The 14444-nt window shown below is 70.6% G+C and carries 15 protein-coding genes; 6 read left to right on the forward strand and 9 right to left on the reverse strand.

Going from position 1 to position 14444, the window contains the following annotated elements:
• Positions 1–87: 87 nt before the first annotated feature.
• The 6 genes from tsaE to AB0L65_RS12240 all read right to left on the reverse strand — a co-directional run bounded on the left by tsaE (position 88) and on the right by AB0L65_RS12240 (position 6094).
• Entirely contained in the window at positions 88–546 is a 459-nt protein-coding gene (gene tsaE, locus AB0L65_RS12215) for a tRNA (adenosine(37)-N6)-threonylcarbamoyltransferase complex ATPase subunit type 1 TsaE (protein WP_364243726.1), read from the reverse strand.
• The gene (locus tag AB0L65_RS12220; protein ID WP_364243728.1) at positions 543–1595 is read right to left on the reverse strand and encodes an alpha/beta hydrolase; all 1053 of its coding nucleotides are present in this window, start codon (positions 1593–1595) and stop codon (positions 543–545) included. The genes tsaE and AB0L65_RS12220 overlap by 4 nt, the downstream gene beginning before the upstream one ends.
• Before the next feature lie 45 nt (positions 1596–1640).
• Positions 1641–2774: an alanine racemase gene (gene alr, locus AB0L65_RS12225; RefSeq protein ID WP_364243809.1), complete on the reverse strand. Its 1134-nt coding sequence runs from the start codon at positions 2772–2774 to the stop codon at positions 1641–1643.
• An 82-nt stretch (positions 2775–2856) separates the two neighbouring features.
• A complete protein-coding gene (locus AB0L65_RS12230) occupies positions 2857–4314 on the reverse strand; it encodes an NAD(P)H-hydrate dehydratase (RefSeq protein ID WP_364243731.1) in 1458 nt (485 codons plus the stop codon).
• 9 nt (positions 4315–4323) lie between these two features.
• Positions 4324–4674 (reverse strand): holo-ACP synthase, encoded by a 351-nt coding sequence (locus AB0L65_RS12235; RefSeq protein ID WP_350731030.1) that lies wholly within the window; start codon positions 4672–4674, stop codon positions 4324–4326.
• Between the two features lie 13 nt (positions 4675–4687).
• Positions 4688–6094, reverse strand: coding sequence for an alkaline phosphatase PhoX (locus AB0L65_RS12240; RefSeq protein WP_364243734.1), 1407 nt, complete (start codon positions 6092–6094; stop codon positions 4688–4690).
• Positions 6095–6288: 194 nt separating this feature from the next.
• Here AB0L65_RS12240 and coaA point away from each other — a divergent pair, with 194 nt between their 5' ends.
• From coaA to AB0L65_RS12270, 6 genes are all read left to right on the forward strand, one after another.
• A complete protein-coding gene (gene coaA / locus AB0L65_RS12245; protein ID WP_364243812.1) occupies positions 6289–7191 on the forward strand; it encodes a type I pantothenate kinase in 903 nt (300 codons plus the stop codon).
• A 161-nt stretch (positions 7192–7352) separates the two neighbouring features.
• Positions 7353–8288 (forward strand): DUF389 domain-containing protein, encoded by a 936-nt coding sequence (locus AB0L65_RS12250; RefSeq protein WP_364243736.1) that lies wholly within the window; start codon positions 7353–7355, stop codon positions 8286–8288.
• A gap of 40 nt (positions 8289–8328) precedes the next feature.
• Positions 8329–9237 (forward strand): ABC transporter ATP-binding protein, encoded by a 909-nt coding sequence (locus AB0L65_RS12255; RefSeq protein ID WP_364243739.1) that lies wholly within the window; start codon positions 8329–8331, stop codon positions 9235–9237.
• A complete protein-coding gene (locus AB0L65_RS12260; protein WP_364243741.1) occupies positions 9230–10087 on the forward strand; it encodes an ABC transporter permease in 858 nt (285 codons plus the stop codon). Before AB0L65_RS12255 ends, AB0L65_RS12260 begins: the two co-directional genes overlap by 8 nt.
• Positions 10084–10998, forward strand: a complete 915-nt coding sequence (locus AB0L65_RS12265; protein ID WP_364243743.1) for an ABC transporter ATP-binding protein — start codon at positions 10084–10086, stop codon at positions 10996–10998. The genes AB0L65_RS12260 and AB0L65_RS12265 overlap by 4 nt, the downstream gene beginning before the upstream one ends.
• Before the next feature lie 115 nt (positions 10999–11113).
• Positions 11114–11830 (forward strand): ABC transporter permease subunit, encoded by a 717-nt coding sequence (locus tag AB0L65_RS12270; protein WP_364243746.1) that lies wholly within the window; start codon positions 11114–11116, stop codon positions 11828–11830.
• A gap of 47 nt (positions 11831–11877) precedes the next feature.
• Here the strand turns inward: AB0L65_RS12270 and glmM are convergent, their stop codons facing one another.
• The 3 genes from glmM to rplM are packed head-to-tail and all read right to left on the reverse strand — an operon-like array spanning position 11878 to position 14223.
• Positions 11878–13230 carry a phosphoglucosamine mutase gene (glmM, locus tag AB0L65_RS12275; RefSeq protein WP_350731018.1) on the reverse strand — a complete coding sequence of 451 codons (1353 nt, stop codon included), beginning with the start codon at positions 13228–13230 and terminating at the stop codon, positions 11878–11880.
• Position 13231: 1 nt separating this feature from the next.
• Positions 13232–13753 (reverse strand): 30S ribosomal protein S9, encoded by a 522-nt coding sequence (gene rpsI, locus AB0L65_RS12280; protein WP_350731016.1) that lies wholly within the window; start codon positions 13751–13753, stop codon positions 13232–13234.
• 26 nt (positions 13754–13779) lie between these two features.
• Complete coding sequence (gene rplM / locus AB0L65_RS12285; protein ID WP_185070656.1) at positions 13780–14223, reverse strand: 50S ribosomal protein L13; 444 nt, start codon at positions 14221–14223, stop codon at positions 13780–13782.
• Positions 14224–14444: the final 221 nt, after the last annotated feature.

Genomic DNA, 14444 nt, shown 5'->3' on the forward strand with positions numbered 1-14444 from the left:
TGGGCCAATCCCTGACCAACGATCATGATTTATGTCATTGGCCTGGTACGTCAAGGGTGCCAGTATTGCCGAAAATTGACGGCGGTTTTAGTCTTCCAGCGGCTCAGACGGCGTGTCGGCCCATCGCGGACCCACGCCGCGCAGGGTGACAATGCGGACCTCCTCGCCCGCCTCGCGGTCGATGTGGATCTCCAGCCGGTCCTCGGCCAGCCCTTCGACCAGCCCCTCGCCCCACTCCACGACGGTGACGGACTCTTCCAGCGAGGCGTCCAGGTCGAGGTCGTCGACCTCCAAGTCGCCGCCGAGCCGGTAGGCGTCCGCGTGCACGAGCGGCGGCCCCTGGCGCAGCGAAGGGTGCACCCGGGCGATCACGAACGTGGGCGAGGTGATCGGGCCGCGTACCTTGAGCCCTTCGGCGATGCCCTGCACGAGCGTGGTCTTGCCGGCGCCGAGCGCGCCCGACAGGACGAGCAGGTCTCCGGCGCGCAGCTGCCCGGCCAGGCGGACGCCGTACGCGCGCATGTCCTCGGCGGTCGCCAGCCTCACTGCATCTCCACCCTCTTGATCAGGTCGCGCAGCGCGTCGTTGACGGCGCCCGGCCGCTCCAGCTGGATGAGGTGGGACGTGTCGGGCACCTCGGTGAGCTGCGCCTTGGGCAGCGCCGCGGCGATGGCCTTGCTGTGGTCGGGCGGAGTGAGCCAGTCGCGCTCGCCCACCATGATCGCGGTCGGCACCTGGTCGAGGACGTCGAGCGCGGAGAGCTTGTCGTGGTTCATCAGCGCCGGGTAGAAGTCGGCGAACACCTCGGTCGGCGTGGCCCTGATCATCGACTCGGCGAAGTCGACCACGGTCGGGCTGACGTTCTTGGAGTCGCCGAAGCCCATGTAGCGGGTCATCAGGAACGCGATGTCGCTGCCCGCGTGGCGGGTGCGGTCGACGAGGGCGCCGCCCTTGCCCAGGATCGAGATCGTGGACGGGGCGATCTTGTGCACCGCCTTGGACACCATCGCCGGCATGCCCAGCGTGAGCTCGGCCAGCTTGCCCGCCGAGGTCGCGATGAGCGCGACGCCGCGGATCTTGTCCGCGAACAGCTCGGGGTGGCTGTCGGCCAGCGCCATGATCGTCATGCCGCCCATGGAGTGGCCCACCAGCACGCACGGTCCCGGCACGAACTTCTCGATCACCTCGGCCAGGTCGGCGCCCAGCCGGTCGATCGTGCTGCCGTCGGCGCCCGCGCGCTGCGAGCGCCCGTGCGAGCGCTGGTCCCACAGCACCATGCGGTAGTTTTCGCGCAGGTCCTTGCGCTGGTAGTGCCAGGACTCCAGGTTGAGGCAGTAGCCGTGGCAGAAGACGACGGTCAGCTCGGCGTCCTCGGGCCCGTCGACCTCGACGTGCAGCGCCTTGCCGTCGGAGGTGACGAGCGTGCGCTCCCTGCCCCGCAGCTCGCCGAACGGCTCGCTGGCCTCGGTGTCGGGGCGCAGCCTGATCCTGCCGACCGCGTACCGCTTGGCCAGCGCCGCCGCCGCGACGCCGGCGGAAGCCGCACCGACGAGCGCGCCGGCGATGCCTACCCTGCGCCGTGTTGTCGTCGTCATCTCCCCGATCCTTCTCCGCTCATGCCTGCCGCGAAGTGCCCGTCGTCACTCCGAGCGCCTGTGCTCGTAGACCCGCGGCACGCGCGACCCGATCCTGGTCACGATCTCATGCGTGATCGTGCCGAGATTATCCGCCCACTCCTGAGCGGTCGGCTCGCCCCCGTCACCGGGCCCGAAGAGCACGACCTCGTCGCCCGCCGACAGGGGGTCGTCGCCCATGTCGATCATGAACTGGTCCATGCACACCCGGCCCGCGATCGGTCTGCGCCGCCCGCCGGCCAGCACCTCGACCCGCCCGGTGGCGTGCCTGAGGATCCCGTCGGCGTATCCGAGCGGCACGAGGCCGAGGGTGGTCTCGCGGTCGGTGACGTACAGGTGAGCGTATGACACGCCCGAGCCCTCCGGAACCCGCTTGACCAGCCCGGCCTGCGCCACGAGCGTCATCGCCGGTCTGAGCCCGAAGTCGCCCAGCTCGGGGATGGGACTCAGGCCGTACATCGCGATGCCGGGCCTGACCAGGTCGTAGCGGGCCTCTGGAAGCGTCACGGTGGCCGCGGAGTTGGCGAGGTGCCGGATCACGTGGGAGCCCGCCGCGCCGGCCCGCTCGGCCAGCTTCAGCGCCGTTCTGAACGCCTCCTGCTGCTGCTCGATCGACGGGTGGCCGGGGATGTCGGCGCAGGCGAAGTGGGACCAGAGGCCGACGATCTCGACGACGCCCTCGGCCTGGAGCTTCAGCGCCCCGTCGAGGAGCCCCTGCCAGGCGGCCGGCGGCGAGCCGCCCCTGCTCATGCCGGTGTCGGCCTCCAGGTGGAGCCGGGCCGTGCGCCCCGTGCGGCGGGCGGCGGCCTCGATCTCGCCGAGCAGCCCCGCGTCGGAGGCCGACAGCTCGATGTCCTTGTCGAGGGCCTCGTCCAGCGGCTCGCCGGGGGTGATGAGCCACGACAGGATCGGCGCGGTCACCCCGCCCGCGCGCAGCTCGAGCGCCTCCCGGACGAACGCGGTGCCCAGCCGGCTCGCGCCTCCCTCGATGACGGCCTCGGACGTCGGCACCAGCCCGTGCCCGTACGCGTCGGCCTTGACGGCGCCCATCAGCTCCGCGCCGCCGGCCCGCTCCTTGAGCAGGGCCACGTTGTGCCTGATCGCGGCCAGATCGACCCGCGCCTGGGCCGGTGTGGCCATCGAGGAGTACATCCATCCAGTGTGGCAGCTCACGCGGGTGGTCGAGCGCGATTTCCGCCCCCGCCCCGACGACCGGCCACCCCTACGACGAGCGGCCCCCGCCGGTCACCGCGCGGATGGCCGCCGGCACCGCCGCGGCCACGTCGGCCGCGGTCAGCGGCGCGCCCTCGGCGGCCCGCCGCCCGGCGAGCCCGTGCAGGAACGCCCCGCAGGACGCCGCGTCGTAGCAGCTCAGCCCCTGGGCGAGCAGCGCCCCGGCCACCCCCGCCAGCACGTCGCCGGTCCCCCCGGTGGCCAGCCAGGACGTGCCCGTGACGTTCGCCCGGACCGGCCGCGACTCCTCGGCCACCACCGTGGTGGAGCCCTTGAGCAGCACGGTCACGCCCAGCTCGGCCGCGGCCCGGCGGACGTGCTCCAGCCGGGCGGCCTCGATGGCGTCCCGGTCGGCGCGGATGAGCCGCGCCAGCTCTCCGGCGTGCGGTGTGATCAGGACGGGCGCCGACCGCCGCAGCAGCCCGCGGTCCCGGGCCACCAGCGTCAGTGCGTCGGCGTCGATCAGCACGGGCACGTCGGACGCCAGCACCTGGGCGGCCACCTCGTGCGCCCACTCCCCGGTGCCCAGCCCCGGCCCGAGCACCCACGCCTGCACCCGGCCCACGTCTTCGAGGGAGGGCCGGTCCAGCTCGGTGACCACGGCCTCCGGCCAGTGCGCGCGCACCTGGGCGACCGGCGCGCCGGGGCCCGCGTACCGCACCATGCCGGCCCCAGCCCGCAGCGCGCCGCCCACAGCCAGCACGGCCGCGCCGGTGAACAGGTCGCTCCCCGCGGCGACGCCCAGCACGCCCCTGCGGTACTTGTCGGACTCGTTGCCGGGCCGCGGCAGCAGGACGTCCACGTCGCCGCCGGTCAGCGCCGCGACGTCGGGATCGGGCAGATGGGCCCCGAGCCCGATGTCCACCAGCTCGACCGTGCCCGCGTGCTCGGCGCCGGGATCGACGAGCAGGCCCGTCTTGTACGCCCCCATGGTCACGGTCACCCGGGCCCGCACCGCGAGGCCCTCCACCCGGCCGCTGCTCGCGTCCACACCGCTCGGCACGTCCACCGCGACGATCGGCCCGCGGGCCGCGTTCGCCTCCTCGACGAGCGCCCGGTACGGCTCCCGCAGCGCCCCTGAGGCCCCGATCCCGACGAGCCCGTCGATGATCAGGTCCGCGCGCTCCAGGGCGTCACGCTCGACGACCCGGCCGCCGGCCTGCCTGAGCGCGGCGAGCCCGGCCTCGTGCGTCTTGGACCCGGCCAGGACGGCGCCCACCCACGCCCCGCGCCTGGCCAGCCGCTCGCCCGCGTAGAGCGCGTCACCGCCGTTGTCGCCGCTGCCGACGAGGAGCACGACGCGTTTGCCGTAGACCCTGCCCAGGAGGTCGGCGCAGACGGCGGCGAGCCCGGTGGCGGCCCGCTGCATGAGCGTGCCCTCGGGCAGCCGCGCCATCAGCGCGTGCTCGGCGCCCCGGATCTGGTCGGCGGTGTAGGCAGTCTTCACGATCCGAAGCTATCCCTCCGCGATCACGTAGGCCACGGCCACGCCCGCGTCGTGGCTGAGCGAGACGTGCCAGCGCTTGACCCCGAGATCGTAGGCGACCTCCGCGGCCTTGCCGGTGATCCGCAGCTCGGGCTTGCCGTGCTCGTCGCGGCGCACCTCGGCCTCCAGGTGGGCCATCCCCCTGGGCGCGCCGAGCGCCTTGGCCACGGCCTCCTTGGCGGCGAACCTGGCGGCCAGCGACCGCACCGGCAGCTCTATCTCGGCCTCGGTGAACAGCCGCTCCTTGAGCTGCGGCGTGCGCTCCAGCGCCGCCTCGAAGCGGTCGATGTCCACGACGTCAACGCCGATGCCAAGGATCATGACCCCAGCGTACTCAGAACAGCCCGCGCTCCCACGGACCCCAGATCGCGAATGACCTGCCCTGTTTCGACTGGACGTTGACGTAGAGGGTGTGGCCGCCGGGCCCGAACGTCGAGCCGGCGAACTCCGCCCCCGGGTCGTCGGGGATCGGCTCCAGGCGGCAGAAGTCGAAGATCTGGCCCGCCTTCGTGAGCCCGCGCAGGTAGTTGTCGCCGTCGCCGTCCTCGCACAGCACGAGCGTGCCGCGCCTGCTGGCCGTCACGTTGTCGGGCAGGTCGAGCACCGCCGAGCGCGGCGACTCGTAGGCGAGCCTGAGCCGCCCGCTCCACGTCTCGTACGCCCACACCTGCCCCCGCCCCTTGCCGAACCCGGAGGGCGGCGTGTCGCCGGCCGCCGTGGCCCCGCCCTGGGTGGAGACGAAGTACACGACCCCCTGGTGGAAGACGGCCCCCTCCAGCCGGGAGAAGATCGCCGCGCCCTGCTCGCGCCCCTGGCTGCCCACGGCCTGGACGGCCTGGTCGTAGGCGGGCCTGCCGGTGAAGGTCGGGTCGGGGTCCTCGATGTCCACCCAGACGGTCTCGTACGTGGCCGCGGGCCGCTGCCCCACGGACAGGTCCTTGCGCTTGGCGCCCTTGACGGCCAGCATCTGCAGCCGCCCGCCGTCGAGCAGCCGCCCGGCCTGGACGGGGTGCTTCGGCGGCAGGTAGCGGTAGAAGCCGGAGGGATAGGAGAAGTTGTCCTCGGTCATGTAGAGCGCGCCCGTGGAGGGGTCGAACGCCACCGACTCGTGCGGGAACCGGCCGGCCGACTTGATCGGCCTGGCGGTGGCGGCGCGGTTGACCGGCACCTCGAAGATGTAGCCGTGCTTGCGGGTGAGCTTGGCGTTGTCGCCGCCGGAGAAGTCGTCGGCCACGTCGGGCCCGTTGACCGTCTCCTCGCAGCTCACCCAGGCCCGCCACGCCATGGGGCCGCCCGAGCAGTTCATCATGGTGCCGTTGAGCGAGGGGGCGGCCTGGATCACCTCTCCGTAGCGCGTGACGCGCAGCGTGGAGGTGCCGCCCCCGGCCATCGGGTCGTACGCCCTGGCCTTGTCGCCGAACGCGCCGACGGGGCCGTTGACCTCGTGGTTGCGGATCAGGATCGCGCTGTCCTTGGGGCCGGAGAACGCCGCCATGCCGTCGTGCCTGCCCGGCACGGCCGACCCGTCGCTGAACTTCTCGCCGGCGGCGCTGAACGAGCGATATTTGAACCCTTCGGGCAGGTGCAGCCGCACCTTCCCGTCACGCAGGTCGGGCACGGGCTTCAGCCGCCCGTAACCTCCCTGCACCGGCTTGACGCCCCCTTGCACTCCCGCGCACGCGACTCCGGCGAAGGGGCCGGCGACGGCGATCACGTTCGTGATGAAGCGACGACGGTCCATCAGACCTCCCAGCCCTGCACAGTAGCCGCCGACACCTGTTCATACGCGTGATTCGGCAAGACGGATCTTCCTTCCCCGAACTGAGTCTCGGTAATCCCACGTCTTTATCCACAGGCTGTGGATCTCGCTGCGCACACCCGGCCATGATCCGGTTCACGGCTCATCGCTACGCTGCCAAAGTGAACAACGGCTACGTGGAACTGAGCAGGGAGCAGTGGAGCGAGCTCCGCAAGAACACGCCCTTGACTCTCACCGCAGACGAGCTGGAAGAGCTTCGCGGCCTCGACGACCCCATCGATCTCACTGAAGTCACGGACATCTACCTCCCCCTGACTCGACTGCTGAACCTGCACTTCACCGGATCCAAAGAGCGCAGCAGCGTGCTGAGCGCGTTCCTCGGTCATCCCGAGCAGCGCGTGCCGTACATCCTGGGCATCGCGGGCAGCGTCGCGGTCGGCAAGTCGACGACGGCGCGGCTCCTGCACACGCTGCTGGCCCGCTGGCCCGAGCACCCGCACGTGGAGCTGATCACCACCGACAGCTTCCTCTATCCGAACGCGGTGCTGGAGGCCAAGGGGATCATGCACCGCAAGGGCTTCCCGGAGAGCTATGACCGCAGGGCGCTGGTCAGGTTCGTGGCGGAGGTGAAGGCCGGGGCGGCGGAGGTGCGCGCGCCGATCTACAGCCACCTGGAGTACGACATCGTGCCCAAGGCCAGCCAAGTCGTGAAAAGTCCCGATATCTTGATCATTGAGGGGCTCAACGTCCTCCAGCCGGCCCCGCCCACGTCCCTCGCGGTCAACGACTACTTCGACTTCTCCATCTACGTGGACGCCAAGGTCGAGGACATCCGCACCTGGTACGTCGACCGCTTCCACAAACTCCGCCGCACCGCCTTCGAGGACCCGAAGTCGTACTTCCGGTACATCGCGGAGCTCTCGTACGAGGAGGCCACGGCCTTCGCGGTCAACGTCTGGCGCGACATCAACGAGCGCAACCTGGTCGAGAACATCGCCCCCACAAGGGGCCGGGCCGACCTCGTGCTCAAGAAGGGCGCCGACCACTCGGTACGGCGGGTACGGCTCCGCCAGACCTGAGCACCTCCTCGAACAGATAGAGGGCCAACCTGCCCCCGCACTCCTGGTCGTCCACCGCGGCGAACCAGCACTCCTCACCATGGTCGTGGCATCGGTATCGGATCATGCACGTCAGCCTCACGCAGATGTGTCAAAACGCCATCAACGTCCGATAGACGACAATGGCCCCTGTGCTACATCTGCGACTGATCAGCCCGGCCGCGCGCACCGACGAGGCGACGACGGTGTTGGAGAACTGCCCAGGCGTCACCAACATCGTCGTCCTGCCGGGCGCGGCCCGCGAGCCGGCGGGCGACGTGATCCTCTGCGACGCGGCGCGCGAGTCGGCCAACGAGGTGCTGAACCGGCTCAAATGGCTGGAGACCGAGGGCTCCATCGCCATCGAGCAGGTCGATCTGTCGCTGTCCAAGGTCGCGACCGACGCGGTCGAGGAGGCGCCCGGCGATCCCGACGACGCCGTGGTGTGGGAGGAACTCGCGCACCGGGTGCACGCCGACTCCCGCATGACGTGGGCGTACCTGGCCTTCCTGGCCATCGCCACGCAGCTCGCGGGCATCGGCATCCTGCAGAACTCCCCCATCCTGATCGTCGGCGCGATGGTGCTCGGGCCGGAGTTCGGCGCGGTCGCGGCCATCTGCTTCGGCCTGCTGCGCGGCAGGTGGCACCTGATCATCACGTCGCTGAGGACGCTGGTCATCGGGTTCACGCTGGCGATCGCGATCACCTTCGCCTGCGCGCTCGTCTCGAACTGGCTCGGCTGGATCGACATCGGCAACCTCACCAGGAACGAAGAGGTCCAGTTCATCGTCAAACCGGACCGGTGGTCGTTGATCGTGGCGCTGCTCGCGGGCGCGGCCGGGGTGCTGTCGGTCACGGCGGGCAAGTCGTCGGCCCTGGTCGGCGTCTTCATCTCGGTCACCACCGTGCCCGCGGCCGGCTACGTGGCCGTCGCGCTGGCGCTGGGCGACTGGCAAGAGGTCTACGGCTCGGTCTCGCAACTCACCGTCAACATCCTCGGCATGATCATCGCGGGCACCGGGACGCTGCTGGTCCAGCGGAAATTCTGGCCTCAAGTAGGACGGCGTTCATCCGTCTGAACGAGGCGGCGGCCCTCGCCCGCCGGGTACGGTCGGGCACATGCACATCCTCGCCACCGAGGGGCTGACCAAACGCTTCCCCACCGTCACCGCGGTCGACCAGCTCACGGTCGCCGTGGGGCCCGGCGTCACCGGTCTGGTGGGGGCGAACGGCGCGGGCAAGTCGACGCTGCTCAAGATCCTGCTCGGCCTGCTGCCGCCCACCGGCGGCGCGGCCAAGGTGCTCGATCTGGACGTGACCGCGCAGGGCGCCGAGATCCGCCGGCTCGTCGGTTACATGCCCGAGCACGAATGCCTCCCGCCCGACGTCTCCGCCACCGAACTGGTCGTCCACCTCGCACAGATGTCCGGCCTGCCGCGCTCCGCCGCCCGCGAGCGCGCCGCCGACGTGCTGCGCCACGTGGGCCTGGCCGAAGAGCGCTACCGTGCCGTCGGGGGCTACTCCACGGGCATGAAGCAGCGCGTCAAGCTGGCCCAGGCCCTGGTGCACGACCCCAAGCTGGTCTTCCTGGACGAGCCCACCAACGGCCTCGACCCGCGCGGCCGCGACGAGATGCTGACGCTGATCAGGCGCATCGGCACCGAGTTCGGCATCAGCGTGCTGGTCACCTCCCACCTGCTGGGCGAGCTGGAGCGCATCTGCGACCACGTGATCGTCATCGACTCCGGGCGGCTGCTGCGCTCGTCCGCGATCGGCGAGTTCACCCAGGCCACGCAGACCGTCACGGTCGAGGTCGAGGAGGGGCTGGAGCCGCTGGCCGCCCGGCTGACCGAGGCCGGCCAGACGGTCTCGCAGCAGGGCCGCCTGCTGGTGGTCAAGGTCCTCGGGCCCGAGACGTTCGACGCGATCCGGGACGCCGCCGTCGACCTGGACCTCTGCCTCATCCGCCTCGAACAGGGACGTCACCGCATCGAGGACGTCTTCAGGGAGGAGGTGGCGGGTGTCTGAGATCTACGACATCGGCTACCGCCACTACGACGGGCCCCGGCTCGGCCGCGCCTACGCGACCCGGGCGCTGACCGTCCACAGCCTGCGCGGCATCTTCGGCCTGGGGCGCACGGCCCGCAGCAAGATCATGCCGTTCTCCCTCTTCGTCATCATGCTCCTGCCGGCCGTCGTGGCCGTCGCGACGATGGCCCTGGCCCAGCAGCGCATCCTCCCCTACAGCGGCTTCGCCGTCATCATGCAGGCCGTCGTCGCGGTCTTCCTGGCCGCGCAGGCGCCCACCGTGGTCGCGCCCGACCTGCGCTACCGCGTGCTGCCGCTCTACCTGTCGCGTCCCGTCTCGATCGCCGAGTACGTCGGCGCCAAGGTCACGGCGATGACCGCCGCGCTCTTCCTGCTGGTGGCGGTGCCCCTGACGTTGATCTACGCCGGCGAGCTGGTGGTGGACATGCCCGGGCCGCCGGCCACCGGCGAATACCTCGGCTCCGTCCTCATGGCGCTGCTGCTGGCCGTGCTGATGTCGTCGTTCGGGCTGGCGCTGGCCTCGTTCACGCCGCGGCGCGGGCTCGGGGTGGCCTCGGTGATCGCCGTCTACCTGCTGTCGTCGGCGTCGGTCCCGTTGATCTACGGGTCCCTGTACGCCTCGGGCAACGAGGCCGCGGCCTCCTGGGCCTGGCTGGCCAACCCGTTCTGGCTGGTGGACTCCGTACAGTCCTGGTTGTTCGGCACCCCGCCGCACATCCCCGAAGGGGACTACCCGAGCGGGCCCGCCTCGGCCGCGGCCCTCGTGGTGCTGGTGGCGCTCGCCGTGGGCGCCCTCGCGCTGCGCTACAGGAAGGCGGCCGCACGGTGAAGATCGAGCTGTCTCAGGTTTCCCGCTGGTACGGCAACGTGGTGGCGGTCAACGACGTCACCATGACGATCGGCCCCGGCGTCACGGGCCTGCTCGGCCCCAACGGGGCGGGCAAGTCCACACTCCTGCACATGATGGCGGGCTTCCTGGCGCCGTCCAACGGCTCGGTCACGCTGGACGGCCAGCAGGTCTGGAAGAACCACCACATTTACCGAAATATCGGCCTAGTCCCGGAACGGGAGGGCGTGTATGGCTTCCTCACCGGCTGGCAGTTCGTCCTCTCGGCCGCCCGCCTCCACGGGCTGGGCGACCCGATCGAGGCGGCCCGCAAGGCCCTGGCCACGGTCGAGATGGAGGAGCCCAAGGACCGGCGCGTGGAGACGTACTCCAAGGGCATGCGCCAGCGCGTCAAGGTGGCCGCGGCGCTCGTCCACGACCCGCCCGTGCTCCTGCTCGACGAGCCGTTCAACGGCATGGACCCCCGCCAGCGCCTCCACCTCATGGACCTGATCCGCGCCATGGGCACGGCGGGCAAGACGATCCTGTTCAGCTCCCACATCCTGGAGGAGGTCGAACGGGTCGCCCAGCACATCGAGGTGCTGGTGGCGGGCCGGCACGCGGCGTCGGGCAACTTCCGCGAGATCCGGCGCCTGATGACCGACCGGCCCCACCTGTTCGTGATCCGTTCGAGCGACGACAGAAAGCTCGCCGCCGCCCTCATCCGCGACCACTCGACGGGCGGCATCACCCTCCGCCCCGACGGCCTGGAGGTCCAGGCCGCCGAGTTCCGCCGCTTCGCCTGGCTCCTCCCCCGGGTGGCCCAGGCGGAAGGCGTACACCTGCACCAGGTCTCCCCGGCGGACGAGGACCTGGAGAGCGTCTTCTCCTACCTCATCACCAGGAGCACCTGATGAATCCGCGAGGGAGCGCCGCCGCCTGGACTGAGGAGCGGCGGGAGCGCAGCGACCAGAGCGACGAGGGAAGGCGGCGGACTCCAGCGACCGAGCCGCCGAACGGAGTGAGGCAATGAACACAGTCGTGGCGGGCATCACGTACCGGGCCCTGCTCGGCAGGCGCCGCATCATCCTGCTCCTGTTGCTGCCGCTCGCCCTGATCGGGCTGGCCGTGCTCTTCCGCGTGCTCGGCGGGGGCGACCAGAGCGCGGCCGTGCAGCTGATGCAGAAGTTCGCCATCAGCACCATGCTCCCCCTGCTGGGCCTGATCGCCGGCACGGGCGTCATCGCCCCGGAGATCGACGACGGCACGATCATCCACCTGATGTCCAAGCCGATCTCCCGCCCGGTCATCGTCCGGACGAAGTTCCTGGTGGCGGCCTCGCTGATGGCCCTGTTCGGCGCCGTGCCCACCTACGTGGCGGCCTGGATCCTGGCCGGCAACGAGGACGGCATCGCCCCGGGCTTCGCGCTGGGAGCGCTGGTGGCCGGCATCGCGTACGCCGCCGTCTTCCTCCTGCTGGGCGTCGTCACCCGGCACGCGGTCACGATCGGCATCATCTACGCCCTCGTCTGGGAGAGCGTGGTGGGCAACTTCATCCAGGGCGCCCACAAGTTCTCGATCCAGCAGTGGGGCCAGACGATAGCCAAGCAGATCTCCGACTCCGCCTTCGTCGAGGCGGACGTCGCCCTGAGCTTCGCCGTACCCGCACTGATCGTCGTCACGGTGGTCGGCGTCTTCTGGGCGGGGCAGCGGCTGCGGGTCTTCTCGCTCACCGGGGACGAATGAACGAACGGCCCGCGGGGGTCACCCCCGCGGGCCGTTCGGACAGTCACTCAGACGCAGGCGGTGCGCACCACGTCGGCGAGGCGGCCGGCCACCTGGGTGGCGTGCTCCTCCGACGCGGCCTCGACCATGACCCGGATCATCGGCTCGGTGCCGCTCGGCCTGATCAGGACCCGGCCCGTCTCCCCCAGCTCGCCCTCCGCCTCGGCGACGGCGGCCAGCAGCTCGGGGGCGGCGGCCTTGCCCTTGTCCACGTCCTTGACGTTGATCAGGATCTGCGGCAGCGGCGTCATCACCGCGGCCAGCTCCTTCAGCGACAGGCCCGACTTGGCGACCACGCCCAGCAGGTGGAGCGAGGTGAGCAGGCCGTCGCCGGTGGTGGCGTGGTCGAGCATGATGACGTGGCCCGACTGCTCCCCGCCCAGGTTGTAGCCGTCGGACTTCATCCGCTCCAGCACGTAGCGGTCGCCGACCGCGGTCTCCACCACGGTGATGCCCGCGTCGCGCATGGCCAGCTTGAAGCCCAGGTTGGACATCACGGTCGCCACCACGGTGTCCTTGGCCAGCAGGCCCTCGCCGTGCATGGCGGCGGCGAGGATGGCCATGATGCGGTCGCCGTCGACGATCGCGCCCGTGTGGTCGATCGCCAGGCAGCGGTCGGCGTCGCCGTCGTAGGCCACGCCCAGGTCCGCCCCGCGAGACACGACGATCTGCGCGAGCTTGTCCAGGTGGGTGGAGCCGTGGCCGGCGTTGATGTTGAGGCCGTCAGGCCTGGCGCCGATGGCCTCGACCCTGGCGCCCGCCCGCACCAGCGCCTCCGGGGCCACCATGTGGGCGGCGCCGTGAGCGCAGTCGACCACGATGTTCAGCCCGTCGAGCGCGGCGTTCATCGTGGTCAGCAGGTGGGAGACGTACCGGTTGGCCTCACCGTACGCTTCCCGCACCCGGCCCACGGCCGAGCCGACGGGAAAGCTCCAGTCCTCGCCCAGCCGCCGTTCGATCTCGTCCTCGACCGCGTCCGACAGCTTGAAGCCGCCGCGGGCCAGGAACTTGATGCCGTTGTCCGGCGCCGGGTTGTGCGAGGCCGACAGCATGACGCCGAGATCGGCGCCCAGCGCGGCGGTGAGGTGGGCGACGGCCGGGGTGGGCAGTACGCCGAGGCGCAGCACGTCCACACCGGACGCCGCGAGGCCGGCGACCACCGCGGCCTCGAGAAACTCTCCCGAGGCGCGAGGGTCCCGGCCCACGACCGCCACCGGCCTGCTCTTGCGGCCGGCAGCGGCGAACGCGCCCGCATCGCCGAGGACGTGAGCCGCCGCGACCGAAAGGTCCATGGCGAGCTGCGCCGTGAGGTCGCGACCCGCGACCCCACGTACCCCGTCGGTGCCGAAAAGGCGCGCCAATTTAGCGCTTGCTGTACTGCGGAGCCTTGCGGGCCTTCTTGAGGCCGTACTTCTTCCGCTCCGTGGCGCGGGCGTCACGGGTGAGGAAGCCGGCCTTCTTCAGCGGCGGCCGGTTGATCTCGACGTCCAGGATCGCCAGGGCGCGGGACAGGCCCATGCGCAGCGCGCCGGCCTGGCCGGTCACGCCGCCGCCGTCGATGCGCGCGATGACGTCGAACGCCTCCTCGGCGCCGAGCACCACGAAGGGCTCGTTGACGATCTGCTGGTGGACCTTGTTCGGGAAGTAGACGTCCAGCGAACGACCGTTGATCGTCCACTTGCCGGTGCCGGGGACGATGCGCACGCGGGCGATCGCCTCCTTGCGGCGGCCGGTGCCGTACGAGTTGCCCGTGGTGACGGGCTTGCGCACGGGCGCGTCGGCGCTGGCGGCGGACTCGGTGGTGTACTCGGACGGGAATTCCTCGCTGGAGATTTCCTCCAGCTCGGGCTCGACGGCCGTCTCGACACCGGTGGGCTCAGCCACGGTTCTCCTCTAACTCTTTCGAACTACTACTGGGCGATCTGGGTGATCTGGAACGGCACCGGCTGCTGGGCCTGGTGCGGGTGCTCGGAACCCGCGTAGACCTTCAGCTTCTTCGCCATCTTCCGGCCGAGGGAGTTCTTCGGAAGCATGCCCTTGACGGCCTTCTCGACGGCCTTGTCGGGCCGCTTCTCCATGAGCTCGCCATAGCTGACGGAACGCAGACCGCCCGGGTAGCCCGAGTGGCGGTACGCCTTCTTCTGCTCAAGCTTGTTACCACTGAGCGCGATCTTGTCCGCGTTGATCACGATGACGAAGTCACCGGTGTCGACGTGGGGAGCGAAGATCGGCTTGTGCTTGCCGCGGAGCAGGGTCGCGACGTGGCTGGCCAGCCGGCCCAGCACGACATCGGTCGCGTCGATGACGTACCACTGACGCTGGACGTCGGCGGGCTTCGGTGAGTACGTGCGCACGGTCGTAGCCTTCTTTATGCTCGCGTCTTCGGCGCTGTCGGATGCGACAGCTACATTTGGTCGGTCGGTGCGGGCACACGACGGCCCGGACCTTCCGTCTCCTCATTGCGGGAGATGACGCCGGACGCGCCGCGCATTGGTCACGCGGGACCTATGCACACAACGAACCTAAGCTACTCGCCCAAAGGCGCGCAGGTCAAAACGACCAGTAGCCCGGAGCG

This window comes from Nonomuraea sp. NPDC052116, assembly GCF_040680035.1.
Classification (GTDB): domain Bacteria; phylum Actinomycetota; class Actinomycetes; order Streptosporangiales; family Streptosporangiaceae; genus Nonomuraea; species Nonomuraea angiospora_A.